Annotated in this window: 12 protein-coding genes and 1 pseudogene; 5 read left to right on the top strand and 8 right to left on the bottom strand. The window is 68.0% G+C overall.

Going from position 1 to position 16,043, the window contains the following annotated elements; translation table 11 throughout:
* Both A9X01_RS23670 and A9X01_RS23675 read right to left on the bottom strand, forming a co-directional pair.
* On the bottom strand, positions 1–487 hold a 487-nt coding region (locus A9X01_RS23670; protein WP_081282584.1), incomplete at its 3' end, for a PE family protein.
* Positions 488–640: 153 nt separating this feature from the next.
* On the bottom strand, positions 641–2,725 hold the full coding sequence (locus A9X01_RS23675) for a serine/threonine-protein kinase (protein WP_065123058.1): 2,085 nt from the start codon (positions 2,723–2,725) through the stop codon (positions 641–643).
* 252 nt (positions 2,726–2,977) lie between these two features.
* Between A9X01_RS23675 and A9X01_RS23680 the strand changes: the two genes are divergently transcribed.
* Positions 2,978–5,557 carry an FHA domain-containing protein gene (locus A9X01_RS23680; RefSeq protein WP_081282585.1) on the top strand — a complete coding sequence of 860 codons (2,580 nt, stop codon included), beginning with the start codon at positions 2,978–2,980 and terminating at the stop codon, positions 5,555–5,557.
* Positions 5,558–5,632: 75 nt separating this feature from the next.
* Positions 5,633–6,073, top strand: a complete 441-nt coding sequence (locus A9X01_RS23685; protein WP_065123059.1) for a ribonuclease FAU-1 family protein — start codon at positions 5,633–5,635, stop codon at positions 6,071–6,073.
* Here A9X01_RS23685 and A9X01_RS23690 read toward each other — a convergent pair.
* Positions 6,054–6,524 (bottom strand): Rv1443c family protein, encoded by a 471-nt coding sequence (locus A9X01_RS23690; RefSeq protein WP_065123060.1) that lies wholly within the window; start codon positions 6,522–6,524, stop codon positions 6,054–6,056. The two genes, A9X01_RS23685 and A9X01_RS23690, sit on opposite strands and share 20 nt — an antisense overlap.
* A gap of 62 nt (positions 6,525–6,586) precedes the next feature.
* Here A9X01_RS23690 and A9X01_RS23695 point away from each other — a divergent pair, with 62 nt between their 5' ends.
* Entirely contained in the window at positions 6,587–7,261 is a 675-nt protein-coding gene (locus A9X01_RS23695) for a TetR/AcrR family transcriptional regulator (RefSeq protein ID WP_172832595.1), read from the top strand.
* Here A9X01_RS23695 and A9X01_RS23700 read toward each other — a convergent pair.
* The 5 genes from A9X01_RS23700 to polA form a co-directional block, all read right to left on the bottom strand.
* Positions 7,206–8,156: a DUF2889 domain-containing protein gene (locus tag A9X01_RS23700; RefSeq protein ID WP_065123062.1), complete on the bottom strand. Its 951-nt coding sequence runs from the start codon at positions 8,154–8,156 to the stop codon at positions 7,206–7,208. The genes A9X01_RS23695 and A9X01_RS23700 overlap by 56 nt on opposite strands.
* A gap of 7 nt (positions 8,157–8,163) precedes the next feature.
* Positions 8,164–9,378 carry a dephospho-CoA kinase gene (gene coaE, locus A9X01_RS23705; RefSeq protein ID WP_065123063.1) on the bottom strand — a complete coding sequence of 405 codons (1,215 nt, stop codon included), beginning with the start codon at positions 9,376–9,378 and terminating at the stop codon, positions 8,164–8,166.
* Between the two features lie 9 nt (positions 9,379–9,387).
* Positions 9,388–10,833, bottom strand: a complete 1,446-nt coding sequence (rpsA, locus tag A9X01_RS23710; RefSeq protein ID WP_065123064.1) for a 30S ribosomal protein S1 — start codon at positions 10,831–10,833, stop codon at positions 9,388–9,390.
* A gap of 271 nt (positions 10,834–11,104) precedes the next feature.
* Positions 11,105–12,073: a lysophospholipid acyltransferase family protein gene (locus tag A9X01_RS23715; protein ID WP_065123065.1), complete on the bottom strand. Its 969-nt coding sequence runs from the start codon at positions 12,071–12,073 to the stop codon at positions 11,105–11,107.
* A gap of 22 nt (positions 12,074–12,095) precedes the next feature.
* Positions 12,096–14,759: a DNA polymerase I gene (gene polA / locus A9X01_RS23720; protein ID WP_065123066.1), complete on the bottom strand. Its 2,664-nt coding sequence runs from the start codon at positions 14,757–14,759 to the stop codon at positions 12,096–12,098.
* A 141-nt stretch (positions 14,760–14,900) separates the two neighbouring features.
* Between polA and A9X01_RS23725 the strand changes: the two genes are divergently transcribed.
* Together A9X01_RS23725 and A9X01_RS23730 are read left to right on the top strand one after the other, a co-directional pair.
* Positions 14,901–15,344 (top strand): Zn-ribbon domain-containing OB-fold protein, encoded by a 444-nt coding sequence (locus tag A9X01_RS23725; protein ID WP_065123067.1) that lies wholly within the window; start codon positions 14,901–14,903, stop codon positions 15,342–15,344.
* Positions 15,341–15,847 (top strand): annotated as a pseudogene (locus tag A9X01_RS23730) (beta-ketoacyl synthase N-terminal-like domain-containing protein); the annotation flags it as partial. The gene A9X01_RS23725 and the pseudogene A9X01_RS23730, both read left to right, overlap by 4 nt.
* Positions 15,848–16,043 lie beyond the last annotated feature (196 nt).

Raw genomic sequence — 16,043 nt, forward strand, 5'->3', positions numbered from 1 at the left:
CACCAGCCCCGCTGCCGTCGCCGGCACCACCTACACCGCCGGTACCGCCGCTACCCAGCAGACCGCCGGCGCCGCCGTTGCCGTACAGCCAGCCGCCGTCGCCACCGCGCTGGCCGGGCGCGCCGTTAGCGCCGTCGCCGATCAGCGGACGCCCGGTCAGCGACTGCGCGGGCGCGTTGATCGCATCGAGCAGGGTCTGTTGGACGTTGGCGGCCTCAGCGGTGGCGTAGGCGCCCGCACCCGCGTTCAAGGTCTGCACGAATTGCTCGTGGAAAGTCGATACCTGCGCGCTGAGAGCTTGGTATTGCTGGCCATGCGAGTTGAACAGCGCGGCGATCGCCGTCGACACCTCGTCGGCGGCTGCGGTCAACACGTTTGTCGTGGTGGCGGCGGCGCTTAGGTTTGCCGCGCTCAGCGACGTACCAATCCCGGCCAATTGTGCGGCTGTAGTCGACACCCACTGGGGCGCAGCGACGACGAATGACATCCAAGCCTCCTCAGGCCGATGACCCCCTTTGGCGACGCAACCTATCAACGCACGCGTCAACCGCGACGGCAAATCGAAGAACTCGCGATGAGAAAAGCGAAAGCACAGTGAGGGCAACGTGGCTTAGGACGTCTGCGCACACTTGTGCCGCGATCAGCTGTGCCGCGCCCAGACCCTGGTCGTCGGATTGCACTCGATCAGGTAGCCGTCGTTCGACGCGGACATGGCGAACACCGGGATGTCTGGCCGGTTACACGAGCTCCCGACGGCGTGGACGCCGGTGGTGATCGGCGCTTTGCCCCACGTCCCGCCCTCGCACACCACCTGCTCGTTGCTCGTCTGGTCGTAGGCCAGCTTGTCGACGTCACTGCACACGCCGCCCAGCACGGGTGGTGCCGGCTTGCCGACCGTCGACGAAGGCGCGGTAACGGCCCGCGCCGGGTCCGCCCACGTCAGCCCCGACGGCGGATCCCCGACCCGGCTGGCCACCACCGGCACGCGCAGCACCGCCCCCTGCGCCCCACACTCGTTGCTCAGCACCGTCTCGGTTTCCACGCCGCGCAGCGTGCCGTCGGCCTGCGGCGCCAGCGACCAAGCCACCGTTTCCTGCTGGGTAGCTCCGGCGGGTCCGTTCGGTTGACGGCAGGCCACCCGCTCCTGCTGGGGCGCCCCCTGCCAGTACCCCGCGACGAACCGCAGGGTGTCGGTCTGGCCGCCGCTAGCGGCAACTATCTGGTGATTCGTGCCGTCCAGCTGGATTCCGGTGGCCGCACACCCGTTGGTGGTGCACACCGAATGGAACGCCCACCAGTCCGTGGTGGACCCGTCGTGCCGAATGCCCAGGCCGTTGCTGGTCTTCTTGGACCGGTCGTAGTCCAGGCGATAGGTGCCGTTGAGGACACGCATGCCGGTAGCCGCGACCGGCGCCGGAGCCGGAGCGGGCGGCGCCTCGGGGGCGGCGGGCCGGGCAGCCAGCGCGGGCTTCGGCTGCGGGGTGTCTGAGGGGTCGGGTTCGAACGAGTACAGGATTGACCAGGTTGCAGCCACCGCGATCAGCACCGCGCAGACCAGCGCGGCCGCCATCCGGGTCCGGGCCGACAACCTGCGGCCCAGCACCGCGACGACGCCCCGTTTCCCAAGCCCGCCCGCCGAATCGGTGTCGCCGCCGTCGTCGCATCCGTTTGGAAGTAGGGCACGGAAATCGGCGGCGAAGGCCCGGCATCGCTCGTACCTGTCGGCTGGGTCCTTGGCCAGGGCCCGGATGAACACCTCGTCGAGATACGCCAGCTCGGGTCGACGCTCGCTCAGCCGGGGCGGCTCGTCGTTGAGGTGCTGGCTGATCACCGCGATCGAGTTGGGGTGCAGGAACGGCGGCGCCCCGGTCAGCAGGTGAAACGCCGTGGCCGCCAACGCGTATTGGTCGGCGCGACCGTCGATGTTAGATCCCGTCAGCTGCTCGGGCGCCGCATAGGCGACGGTGCCGACCGCGACGTTGGTCTGGGTGATCCCGCTGATATCCCCCAGGTGCCGGGCGACACCGAAGTCGGCCAACAGGATTCGTCGCTCGTCGTCCTCGGGGTGGGTCAGCAGGATGTTTGCCGGCTTGACGTCACGGTGCAGCAGGCCGCGGTCGTGGGCGTAATCGAGTGCGCCCGCCACGGCGCTGAGGATGGCGCACACCTCATCCGCGGGCATGCCGTCGGAGTACTGCTCTTTGACGAGCCGGGACGCGTCGGTGCCTTCGACGTAGTCCATCGAGATCCACAGTTTGCCGTTGAATTCGCCGCGGTCGTGCACTCCCACGATGTGCGGGTGCCAAAGCGTGGCGGCCAGGTCGGCTTCCCGGTTGAACCGCTCGCGGAACTCTGTGTCGGCCGTGATCGCTTCGGCCAGAACCTTGATCACGTCGCGGCGGGGCAGTCGGGGATGCAGGGCCAGATACACCTCGGCCATGCCGCCGACACCCAGCTGACGAAGGATGGTGTACCCGGCGAATGCCGCGCCGCGGGACAGTCCGGCGGCCGGCTCGACGACGGCCGCGGCCTCGGGCTCCGACGGGGCCGGCGCCGGGTTCGCGGGCGCGCTCGGTCCCGGTGCCGCGCGGCGGCGCAGGTGAGCGACGGTCGCCGACGGCAAGGCCTGGAAGCCCGCCCGCAGCGCGGCGCGCGCCTGCCGCGGGTTGGTCAGCAGCCGTCGACCGGCGTGCAGGCGCCGGGTGGCGCCGCTCTGGTCGTCCATAGCTGTTCCCCTCTGATGCTTGCTGGCTGTCGCGGCCTGGGCTCGGGCTCGGCGACATCGCGATACGCCGAGGACCTAGAGTTGTCCGCTCGGCCGTACAGACATTCCCCTACCGTCGAATCATGCCGGAAGTTGGCCCGTCGCTGGCGAAATAACAGTTATGTAGCAGCTGTGAGTGACTGAACCGAAACATAGCGGATTCACAGCTGCGTCACACAGAGCTCACTCAGGCTTTCCACCGATACTGTTCTGGTGAGTCGACCAGCCCCGCCCGCGCTGACCATCCGACACGACGGTACCCAGCTTTCGTTCGCTCCCGGCTACGAGGTGATCATCGGCCGGGACCTGCACGCCGATCTGCGCATCCCAGACCCGCGTATCTCGCGGGCACACCTGGTGCTGCGATTCGACCAGGGCCGATGGCTGGCGATCGACAACGGCTCACTGAACGGGACCTACGTCAACGGCTACCGGATGCCGGTGGTGGACATCCACGACGGCCAGAGCATCAACGTCGGGAATCCGGCCGGACCACGGCTGACCTTCGAGATCGGGCAGCAGCGCGGATCGACCACCCGCCCGCCCGTCGCCAAGCCCAGAACCGCCCACGACAGCGGGCCGCCCACCTTGGCGTGGACGACCACGCCGCCACCGCCGCGCCCAGCGGCTGTGCCGCCGCGCGGACCGGTGCATCCGGCGCCGCCCCGACCGACGCCACGGCGCCCGCAGCGGCAACCCGTACCGTTGCCGCCCGCCGACGAAGTCACCTCGGTCAACATCCAGCCGGAACGGGCCGAGATGACCGAGATCGACATCAAGTCGGCAGACGTGTCGAGTCTGGCCACCCGAATGGTCCGGATTTTGGCGCCCCGGGTTGCCGGCGCATCCGGGTCCGCGAAGGCGGCCGGCACCCTGACGATCGGCCGGGCCAACGACAACGACATCGTCGTCTCCGACGTGCTGGCATCCCGACAGCACGCGGTCCTGCGGGACACGCCGTTGGGCACCGAGATCCAGGACCGCAGCATCAACGGAACCTTCGTCAACGGCACCCGGGTCGGATCGGCGATCCTGTCCAAGGGTGACGTCGTCACCATCGGCAACGTCGACTTGGAGTTCCGCGACGACACCCTCGTTCCACGCAGTGAAACCGCCACGCGCACAGGCGGTTTGGAAGTTCGAAGCGTCAACTACACGGTAGACAACGGCAAGCGGCTGCTGGACGGCATTTCCCTGGTGGCCCGGCCGGGAACACTGACCGCGGTGATCGGGGGGTCCGGCGCCGGCAAGAGCACGCTGGCCCGGCTGATCGCCGGCTATGCCCGCCCAAGCTCCGGCTCGGTCACCTTCGAGGGCCACGACATTCACGCCGAGTACGCGTCGCTGCGCAGCCGGATCGGGATCGTCCCGCAAGACGACGTGGTGCACCGCCAGCTCACCGTCAACCAGGCATTGGGGTACGCCGCCGAACTCCGGCTGCCGCCCGACACCAGCAAGTCAGACCGGGCCCGGGTGGTCACGCAGGTGCTCAAGGAACTGGACCTGACCAAGCACGCCGAAACCCGGGTGGACAAGTTGTCCGGCGGGCAGCGCAAACGGGCCTCGGTAGCGCTGGAGCTGCTCACCGGGCCGTCCTTGCTCATCCTGGACGAGCCGACGTCGGGCCTGGACCCCGCGCTCGACCACCAGGTGATGACGATGCTGCGTCAGCTCGCCGACGCCGGGCGGGTGGTCATCGTGGTCACGCACATGCTGTCCTACCTCGATACCTGCGACCAGTTGCTGCTGGTGGCGCCGGGCGGCAAGACCGCGTACTGCGGTCCGCCCGACCAAATCGGTGAGGCGATGGGCACCACCAACTGGGCCAAGATCTTCAGCCAGGTCGGCGCGGACCCGGACGAGGCCAATCGTCGCTTCCTGGCCCAGAACGAAGCGCAGAGCCTGCGGCAGCCGGCGGCCGGCGCCGCCGAGCCGGCGGACCTTGGTGAACCGGTGCACACCAGTGTGCGACGGCAGATCTCGACCATCGCGCGGCGGCAGGTCCGCCTGGTCGTCGCCGACCGGGCGTACTTCATATTCTTGGCCGTGTTGCCGTTCATCCTGGGTTCGTTGTCGCTAACGGTGCCGGGCAGCAACGGGTTTCGGGTCCCTGGGCCGGATGCTGGCACGCCCGACGAGGCCGCGCAGATCCTGGCGCTGCTGCTGCCGGCTGCCGCGTTTATGGGGACCGCACTGACGATCCGCGACCTGGTCGGCGAGCGGGCCATCTTCCAGCGCGAGCAGGCGGTCGGGCTGTCGACGACGGCTTATCTGCTGGCCAAGACGGTGGTGTTCTGCGGCTTCGCCGTGGTGCAGTCGGCGATCATCACCGCGATCGTCGTGATCGGCAAGGGCGCGCCCACGCGCGGTGCAATCCTGCTGGGCCACTCGACGTTCGGGGCTTCGGTGGAGTTGTTTTTCACCGTGGCCGCGACCTGTGTCGCCTCGGCCATTCTGGGCCTGGCCATCTCGTCGCTGGTGCGCTCCAGCGAGCAGATCATGCCGCTGTTCGTGGTGACGGTCATGGCGCAGCTGGTGCTCTGCGGCGGGATGGTCCCGGTGACCGGCCGGCTCGGGCTCAATCAGCTGTCCTTCGCCACGCCCGCGCGGTGGGGCTATGCGGCGGCGGCGTCGACGGTCGATCTGCGCCACCTGGTGCCGGGTTCGCTGGTGTCCCAGGACCGATTCTGGGAGCACACGTCAAAGAGTTGGCTGACCGACATGGGCATGCTGGCCGGTTTGTCGCTGTTCTACGCCTGCTTCGTGCGGTGGCGGATCCGGTTGCGTCGTTAGAGTGAGACCATCCACCCGCCCAAGCACGAGACATTCGACCTCGCTGCCCGCACCAACACGGACCCCAAGGGAATCGTGCGGGCGGTCGACGAGTACGTCCTGCAGCCCTGGGGTCTTTACCTCGCCCGGCCGACGCCCGGCCGCGCCCAGTTCCACTACCTCGAATCGTGGTTACTGCCGGCGCTGGGCTTGCGGGCCACGGTATTTCACTTCAATCCGGGCCACGAGCGCGACCACGATCACTACCTGGATATCGGCGAGTACACCCCCGGCCCGACGGTGTGGCGCTCGGAGGACCACTACCTCGACATCGAGGTGCGCACGGGCCGCGGCGCCGAACTAGCCGACGTCGACGAGCTTTTCGCCGCCGTGCGGCAGGGGCTGCTGGCGCCCGACGTGGCCGAGCTGGCGGTGCGGCCCGCCTCGGCGGCGATCGACGGGCTGGCCCGCAACGGCTACGACTTGTCCCGCTGGCTCGATTCGCAGGACATGCGGCTCACTTGGCGGCAGGCGTGACCGGCGACATGTGTCGGCGCACCAGCGTGCGCCAGCGGCGCTGCCGGTACCGGTAGATCCCGTTCGCGACCGCCACCACCACGCCCGTCATCCTTCCGGCGTCGATGTCGACGGTGTCGCTGTATCGGCAGGAATGCGTGTCGATCGGTTCGACGTGCAGGGTGTGGTTCCAGGCCTTGAGCAGGCCGCCGTGTTCGTTGGTGCGGATGGTTCCGCTGTCTTCATCGACCTCGACGACGTTGATGGTGTGCCGGTAGGCCGGGATGACGTGGAAGGCCAACAGCCATCCGGTGCCGGACTCGCCGAGCCGCAATGCCTCGGTGCGTCCCGCCAGTGACGGGAACCCGAACAGACCCTTGCAGACGTAGAGGAACGTGGCAGGCGACAGCATCGCCGACCAGACGCGGTCGGCGCTGGTGGGCAGGACGGTTTCGACGTGAACGGTGCGCATCGCGGACTCCTTCTTAGGGCAACCTAATTTTGCTAGGGTCGGCGTCGGATGACTACTCGCTTTTGCACGGGAGTTTTGCGATCGCACCGACCGACCGATTTCGGCAACGTAAGCAGCCCAAACAGGAGCGGGCCGCCGAGACCAGGCAGCGTGTCCTGGATGCGGCGGCTCAGGTTTTCGCCGAGCACGGCTACGCGGCTGGCACCACGAACCGGATCGCCGAGCGGGCCGGGGTGTCGATCGGCTCGGTCTACCAATACTTTCCCAACAAGGACGCCGTCCTGCGCGCGTTGATGGACGCGCACGTGGATGCCGGCGCGCGGCTGCTCACCGAGCGGTTGTCGGACGGCTTGCCGAACCGTCTCGACGACATGCTGCGTTTGTTCGTACGGGCGGCGATCGACAATCACCGGGACAATCCCCGCCTGCACCGGGTGTTGTTCGAGGAGGCACCGCGGGCGCCGGAGTTTCTCGACCGGTTGCATGAGTTGGAACGGTTCAGCGTGGATACGGCCGCGCGGTTGCTCGAGCAACATCCCGAAGTGCGCGCCGATAGCCGGTTGAACGCGCAGGTTGTCGTGGCGACGATCGACTCGCTGGTGCACCGGCTGGTCACCAGGGCCGATTTCGGGTCCGGTCCGGTGGACTTCGGCGAAGTCGAAGACGAGATCGTTGCGCTGCTTACCGGCTATCTATCAGGGCATCCAGGTCGGCCAGCGCGCGGAGAGTGTCATTGAGGTGCGTGCAGGTGCTGGTGCCGACGAATTCGCCACGGATCCGGTCCCTGAGCTCGGTCAGCGTCATGCCCTGGATGCGGGCGGCACTGCCGAGGGCGGCGGGGCATTCCCGCCAGGGCAGTACTCGCACCTCGGCATCGACCGCGGTGATGGTCCGCGTCGCCGCGTCGACCGTGCCGACCACGGTGTATTCGTGCACGATCGTCTCGACCAGATCGTCGTCCATGTGCGAGTCGCGGAAGTGGGCGTCGAAGCCCACTGACTCGGCGCTCAGCGGCCACACGTCAAGCCGCCGGAACCGGCGCATCCCCCGTTCCCGAAGCGGATCGACGTCGTGCAGCCCGTGCAGCACCGGCGCCACCGGCCCGCGGCCGGTCGGGATCACGTCGTGTCGCCGGGTGTAGGCGATCAACGACGCATCCGGGGCGAAACCGGCGCAGATCCCGGCCATCCGGTCGGCGACACCCACCGGCATCTTTGTCTCGACGCCGTCGACGATCGCCGCGTGCTGCGTCGCGTATCCGGACACCAGCGCGGCGCCGACCCAATCGTCGAGCAGCAGGTGCAGCAGGGTGGCCCGCCGCACCTCCTCGGGAAACAGTTGGGCCATCTTCGTCCGGAAACCCGCACCGACCCGCAGGCCCAGTAGCGCGTCCAGATCGGCGTTGTCCGAACGGATGTCGTCGATGACGTGATCGGTCAGGTGCGCGGTGACCCGGAGCTCTGCCGCGCCGTCGGCCGATGCGTCCCGGGCCCGCAGATCGGCCAGCTTGCCGCGCGCTCCGTCCGGATGGGTGTCGATGGTGCTGGTGCGTCGCCGCCGCCCCGTTGTGAGCGGCGGCGCCTCGGCAACGACCGGCCGCCGCGGACCCAGGATGTTGCTGACGAACGGCATGGCCGACTCAGGGCTTCCAGCCGGTGGCGTCGGCCCATTCCCAGGCCTGGCGGTAGGCCTCGCGGAACCAGGGTTCCTTGGCCGTCACGTAGCGCACTGTGTCGCCGCGGGCGCTCGCGTCGGCCGCCCGCTTGACCTCCAGATATTTCTCCCGCACATCGGCATTGGCCTTGAGCCAGTCCACGAACAGCAGCGCGAATTGCTGATTCGGCCAGCCCGCGACGCGGATGTGCACGTTGGTCGGTCGTCCCGGGTCGGCGGAGGCGTGAATGCGCTTGTGCCACAACGCCGGATCGTCACTGTGGTCGAGGCCCGGAACGGTGCTGCGGGCATCGGATTTCGCGGCGTCCTGAGTGATGTGCTCGAGACGCGGATAGCCCGCGGACAGCAACGGTTCGACGAGTTCGTCAGTGACGTCCAAGGATTCGACGGTGACCTGGATGTCGATGACGTCCTTGGCGTCGAGGCCCGGCACGGCGGTTGATCCGATGTGGTCCACTCGCACCGCCCGGTGGCCGCAGGTGGTCCGCAGCCGGTTGACGATGCGTCGGGCCTGATCCGGCCAACTCGGGTCGGCGGGCACCACCCGCGCCGGCGCGTGGGCATGGGCGCGCTCGCTGAGGTTGTGCGCAAACGGGACGATCCGGTTGTGCCACACCTCGCGGGCCCGTTCGGTCAGCGCCTCCGGCGTGCCCGAATTGTCCAGCCAGATGTCGGCGACGGCCCGTCGCTGCTCGTCGGTGGCCTGCGCGGCGATCCTGGCCCGCGCGTCTTCTTCGGACATGCCGCGTTGGTCGACCAGTCGGCGCAACCGGAGTTCGACATCGGCGTGCACGATGACCACCAGCGGGAACAGCGGCGCCATGCCGGACTCCACCAACAGCGGAATGTCTTCCACCACAACGGCATCCGGGGACACCGCGGCGATGATCTCCGCGCGCCGCTGGGCAACCAGCGGGTGCACGATGCCGTTGAGCTTCTTGCGCTCGTCTTCGTTGGCGAAGGCCTTGGCTGCCAACGCCGGGCGGTCCAGGGACCCGTCGGGCTGCAGGATGTCCTCACCGAACGTTTCGACGAGCGACTTCAACCCCTCGGTGCCCGGCTCGACGACCTCGCGCGCGATGACATCACCGTCGACGATGATGCCACCGCACTCCGAGAACGTCTTGGACAGCGCCGACTTCCCGGCGCCGATACCGCCGGTCAGCCCGATGCGCAGCATCCGTGCGTGTTATGCGCTGCCGGCGAGCTTCTCCCGCAGAGCCGCCAGCTGGGCGTCGCTGGCCAGCGATCCACCCGCGGACTTCTCCGAGGAGCTGCTGCTCGAGGACGACTGGCCGCCGGCACCATGGTCGGCAGCCTCCGCCGCGGCGAACTTCTCCATCTGCGCGGTGTGCATCTTGTGCCGGCGCTCCGCCTCGGCGTAGCGGGCCTCCCACTCGTTGCGCTGGGCGTCGAAACCTTCCATCCACTCGTTGGTTTCGGCGTCGAAGCCCTCGGGGAAGATGTAGTTGCCCTGCTCGTCGTAGCTGTCGGCCATGCCGTACTTCGCCGGGTCGAACTCGTCGGTGTAGTCCTCGTTGGCCTGCTTGAGCGACAGCGAGATCCGGCGACGCTCCAGGTCGATGTCGATGACCTTGACCATCGCGTCGTCGCCCACGGCAACCACCTGGTCGGGCACCTCGACGTGGCGCTCGGCCAGCTCGGAGATGTGCACCAGACCCTCGATGCCCTCCTCGACGCGAACGAACGCACCGAACGGAACCAGCTTGGTGACCTTGCCCGGCACGATCTGCCCGATGGCGTGCGTGCGGGCGAAGTGGCGCCACGGGTCTTCCTGAGTCGCCTTGAGCGACAACGAAACCCGCTCGCGGTCCATGTCGACGTCGAGCACCTCGACGGTGACCTCGTCGCCAACCTGAACGACCTCGGACGGGTGGTCGATGTGCTTCCAGGACAGCTCGGAGACGTGCACCAGACCGTCCACCCCGCCCAGGTCGACGAACGCGCCGAAGTTGACGATGGAGGAGACCACACCCTTGCGGATGGTGCCCTTCTGCAGCTGGTTGAGGAATTCGCTGCGCACCTCGGACTGGGTCTGCTCCAGCCAGGCACGGCGGGACAGCACCACGTTGTTGCGGTTCTTGTCTAGCTCGATGATCTTGGCCTCGATCTCCTTGCCGATGTACGGCTGCAGGTCGCGCACGCGGCGCATCTCGACCAGCGAGGCGGGCAGGAAGCCGCGCAACCCGATGTCGAGGATCAGGCCGCCCTTGACGACCTCGATGACGGTGCCCTTGACGGCCTCGTCCTTCTCCTTGAGCTCTTCGATGGTGCCCCAGGCGCGCTCGTACTGGGCGCGCTTCTTGGACAGGATCAGGCGGCCTTCTTTGTCCTCTTTGGTGAGAACCAGGGCCTCGACCTCATCACCGACGGTAACGACCTCGTTGGGGTCGACATCGTGCTTGATGGAGAGTTCGCGGGCGGGGATGACCCCTTCGGTCTTGTAGCCGATGTCGAGGAGCACCTCGTCCCGGTCAACTTTGACGATGGTGCCTTCGACGATGTCGCCATCGTTGAAGTACTTGATCGTTTTGTCTATTGCTGCGAGAAAATCCTCGGCGGAGCCAATGTCGTTGACGGCTACTTGCGGCGAGGTGACGGCGGGACTCGGCATATTGTTGGGTTGCTCCGGACAGGGTTCATCGTAGGGACTTGGGACTTGAGTTATTGGTGTGACCCGCGATCGAGCGCAAACGGGTACCGGTCGAGGCTACTCGACTGCCTACACGCTGGACAAACTCGGTCGAAATCATGATCAGACTACCGGGTGCGCATTCGGGGTGGCGCGGGGGCTGTTTCCCTGGCTAGTTGACCGCCCAGCGTGAGCCCTATGTACCCGATTCACGCTGCTGAGGTGCATAAACCCCACGCTCGACGGGATCCGGCTACCGCCTTCGCCGCCCGACCGAGTCCGACACCAGCCCGCCGGGCATCAGCCACTGATCCGGCTCGCGACGGATGAATTCCGCGAGGGCGTCCGCGACGCGCTGCGACGTCTCCTGCACGGCGTCGCGCACGCTGTGGTCGTCCCCGCCCAGCGGCACATCGGCGGCGATCGGCTCGCCGAACACCGGTTCGCGCTGGTGCCTGCGCTGAAAGACCGCGCCCGGGACGATCAGCGCTCCGGTGCGCAGCGCCAGCAGCGCCGGTCCCGGACCGACCGGGCGCTTGATGCCGGCGAGGTCGACGTGGATGCCGGCGCTCGCCCCGCCCTGCGTGCCCTCGCGGGCCCGGAAATAGTCGCCGGCGATCGCGACGATCCGGCCCCGGCGCAGCGCGTCCGCCATGGCCGCGGTGATGCTGGCGCCGCCGGTGCGCTCGACGACGATCAGTTCCAGACCGGCCTTCTGCGCGCCACGATGGATCACCCACTGCATCAGCGCCCGCTGCCGGTTGGCGACCACCGTCGTCGGCAGCCCGTTGAGCGCGAGCACGATCGGCAGCGCCGCATAGGAACCCAGATGCGGGAACGCGACGATGACGCCGACACCGGCCGCTCGGCCGGCTTCGAGGGCGGCATGGATGGGGGACGGGTCAGCGATGCGGAACCGGCGCAGTGCGGCGTCGTGCGGTGCGGCAAGGAACCAGATCGCATCGTTGGCGTTGCGGACCAGCGCCCGGTACATCGCCTGGACCGGCCGCCACTTGCGGGACGAGAACTGCGCCGTCGGGTCCACGTTGTCGCGGAAGTCCTGCAACACGTGCAGGTGCTGGGCACGGCCGCGCCAGTACACCAGCCGCGCGACGACGGCTAACAGCGCGTCGGCGACCGGCGCCGGCAACAGACCGAATAGCCTCGAGGCGACGACCAGCGGATAGCGCAGCAGCGGCGGTCGCTGAGCCGGTTCCGACACCCGTGCAGTTTAAGTTCGCCGCCTAGTGCGCCGCAGCATCCCAACTGGGGCCGTAGCCCACCGACACCTCAAGCGGCACGTCCAGCGGGTACGCGCCGCCCATCTTGTCGCGGACCAGCGCCTCGAGTTGGTCGCGCTCGCCGGGCGCGACCTCGAACAGCAGCTCGTCGTGCACCTGCAGCAACATTCGGGACGTCAGCCCGGCCTGTTTGATCGCCTTGTCCACCTCGATCATGGCCACCTTGATCAGGTCGGCCGCGCTGCCCTGGATCGGGGCGTTCAGCGCCGCCCGCTCGGCGGCCTCGCGCACCTGCCGGTTGCTGCTGTCCAGCTCGGGCAGGTACCGCCGGCGGCCCAGCACCGTCGAGGTGTAACCGTCCTTGCGGGCCTGCTCGACCACCGCGAACAGGTAGTCCCGCACCCCGCCGAACCGGTTGAAGTACTGATCCATCTGGTCTTTGGCCTCTTCGGTGGAGATCTTCAGCTGCGCGGACAGGCCGTAGGCGCTGAGCCCGTAGGCCAGGCCGTAGGACATCGCCTTGACCCGCCGCCGCAGCTCGCCGGTGACTTCCTCGATCGGAACGCCGAAGGCGCGGGACGCCACGAATGAGTGCAGGTCCTCGCCGGTGTTGAACGCCTCGATCAGGCCGTCGTCGCGGGACAGGTGCGCCATGATCCGCATCTCGATCTGGCTGTAGTCCGCGGTCATCAACTCTTCGTAGCCGCGTCCCACGACGAATGCGTCGCGGATCTGCCGGCCGGCGTCGGTGCGGATCGGGATGTTCTGCAGGTTCGGTTCGGTCGAGGACAACCGGCCGGTGGCCGCGATGGTCTGGTTGAAAGTCGTGTGGATCCGGCCGTCGCCGGCCACCGAATTCAGCAACCCGTCGACGGTGACCTTGAGCCTCGTGACGTCGCGATGGGTCAGCAGGTGCTGCAGGAACGGGTGGCCGGTCTTGTCGAAAAGACCCTGCAGGGCGTCCGCGTCGGTGGTGTAGCCGGTCTTGGTGCGTTTGGTCTTGGGCATGCCGAGTTCGTCGAACAGCACCACCTGCAGCTGCTTGGGCGAGCCGAGGTTGATCTGTTTGCCGATCACGGCGTAGGCGGCCTCGGCGGCGTCGCGAATCTGATCGGCGAACTGGGACTGCAACTCGGTGAGCTTGGCCAGGTCGACCGCGATGCCGGCCTGCTCCATCTCGGCGAGCACCTGCTGCACCGGCAGCTCCATCTCGCCCAGCAGCGCGGTGGAATCGATGCGGGCCAGCTCGGCGTCCAGGGCGTCGGCCAGGTCGACGACGGCCCGGGCCCGCAGAATGCTGGTCTGCACCGCCTGCTCGTCCACCCCGTCGATGTCGTCGAGCAACGAAAGTTGTTGCTGTTCAGGGTTATCCGCCCGCAATTCGCGACGCAGGTAACGCAGCGAGAGGTCGTCGAGGGTGAAGCTTCGCTGTCCCGGCCGCACCAGGTAGGCGGCCAGCGCGGTGTCGGAGGTGATGCCGGCCAGGGTCCAGCCCCGCCCGGTCAGGTCGTGGATGGCCGCCTTCGCCTCGTGCAGGGCCTTGGGCTTGTCCGGGTCGGCCAGCCAGGCGGCCAGCGCGGCGTCGTCCTCGGGTGTCAGCGTGGCGGTATCGAGGTAGGCACCCTCCCCGTCGGCGGCGGCGATGGCCAGCGCGGTGGCATCACCGCCGTGCGGCAGGTGGGTGCCCACCACCGTCAGCCCCGACCGACGGCCGTCACCGGCGTGCTCGGCCAGCCACCGGCCAACGGTGCCTGGTTCCAGCGCCCCGCCGCGCACGTCGAACCCCTCGTCCACCTCGGGTTCGACGGCGGCGAGCGTGTCGAAGAGCCGGTCCCGCAGGACGCGGAACTCGAGGTCGTCGAAGAGCCGGTGGATGTGGTCGCGGTCCCACGGCTGCAAGCGCAGGGTGTCGGGGGTCTGCGCCAGCGGCACATCCCGCACCAGTTCGGTGAGGTCCCGGTTCAGCACGACGTTGGCGACATGGGCACGCAGCGCGTCGCCGACCTTGCCGCGCACCGAGTCGACGTTGTCGACCAGGGATTGCAGCGACCCGTATTCGATGATCCATTTCGAGGCGGTCTTCTCCCCCACCCCGGGGATGCCCGGCAGGTTGTCGCTCGGGTCGCCGCGCAGTGCTGCGAAGTCCGGGTACTGCTTGGGGGTCAGACCGTATTTCTCGACGACGGCCTCCGGGGTGAACCGGGTGAGCTCACTGACGCCCTTGCGGGGATAGAGGACCGTCACGTCGTCGCTGACCAATTGCAGTGAGTCGCGGTCGCCGGTGACCACCAGCACCCGGTAGCCCTCGCCCTCGGCTTGGGTGGCCAGCGTCGCGATGATGTCGTCGGCCTCGAAACCCGGCTCGGCCAGCACGGTAATGCCCAGTGCGCCAAGGACTTCCTTGGTGATGTCGATCTGGCCGTGGAACTCGTCGGGCGTCGAGGACCGGTTGGCCTTGTACTCCGGGTAGCGCTCGGAACGGAACGTTTGCCGGGACACGTCGAACGCCGCCGCGATGTGCGTGGGCGCCTCGTCGCGCAGCAGGTTGATCAGCATTGCGGTGAACCCGTAGACCGCGTTGGTGGTCAGCCCGCCGCGGGTCTTGAAGTTCTCCGCGGGCAGCGCGTAGAACGCCCGGAAAGCCAGCGAGTTGCCATCCAGCAGCATCAGCGTCGGTTTTGTGGATTCTGCGCTCTTCGAAGGCGGGGCACTCACGGCTCACACTCTAGGCACCCGGTGCGACGCTCTCCGCGGCGCCAGAACTGGAACACGTTTCAGTTTTGTGCTCGGGCTGGGTACGCTGAGCCGGTGCCAGAGGTCACTTACCAGCAGCCGGCGATCGACGGGTGGTTCGCCACCGACGACGCCGGAAACCCTTACCTGATCGGCAGCAAGTGCCCCGCGTGCGGCACCTATGTGTTCCCGCCGCGGGAGAACAACTGCCCCAACCCGGCGTGCGCGAGCGACTCACTAGAGTCCGTCGCCTTGTCGCGTCGCGGCAAGCTGTGGAGCTACACCGAGAACCGCTATCCGCCGCCTGCGCCCTACCCCGCGCAGGAGCCGTTCGAACCGTTCGCCATCGCCGCCGTGGAGCTGGCCGACGAGGGACTCATCGTGCTCGGCAAGGTGGTCGAGGGCACGCTCGCGGCGGATCTGAAGGTGGGCATGGAGATGGAGCTGACGATCATGCCGCTGTTCACCGACGCGGACGGTGTTGAACGCTTGGTGCACGCGTGGAAGGTCTCATCATGAGTAGTCCGGAGCCTTTGTACATCCTCGGCGCGGGCATGCACCCGTGGGGCAAATGGGGCCGGGACTTCACCGAATACGGCGTCGTCGCCGCCCGCGCGGCGCTGGCCGAGGCCGGCTTGGACTGGCGACAAATTGAGCTGGTCGCCGGGGCCGACACGATAAGGAACGGCTACCCCGGTTTTATCGCCGGGTCGACCTTCGCGCAGAAGCTCGGGTGGAACGGCGTGCCGGTCAGCTCCAGCTACGCCGCGTGCGCCAGCGGTTCGCAAGCGCTGCAGAGCGCCCGGGCCCACATCCTGGCCGGCTTCTGCGACGTCGCACTGGTGATCGGCGCCGACACCACACCCAAGGGCGCGTTCGCGCCCGTCGGTGGGGAACGCAAGAACGACCCCGACTGGCAGCGCTTCCACCTGATCGGCGCGATGAACCCGGTGTACTTCGCGCTGCTCGCGCGGCGCCGGATGGATCTGTACGGCGCGACGTCGGAGGACTTCGCGCAGATGTCCAGCTGCCGCAACGGGTCGCTCACCACCGGACTGGCCAGCACGTCCTCGATCGAGGACTCCTTGCGGTAGCGGGCATTCGGGTTCTGCAGCCCGTGTTGGGAGTTCTTCACCTTCACCTGCGCGAAGTCCTCCGACGTCGCGCCGTACAGATCCATCCGGCGCCGCGCGAGCAGCGCGAAGTACACCGGGTTCA

This window comes from Mycobacterium asiaticum (genome assembly GCF_001668675.1).
Taxonomy (GTDB): domain Bacteria; phylum Actinomycetota; class Actinomycetes; order Mycobacteriales; family Mycobacteriaceae; genus Mycobacterium; species Mycobacterium asiaticum_D.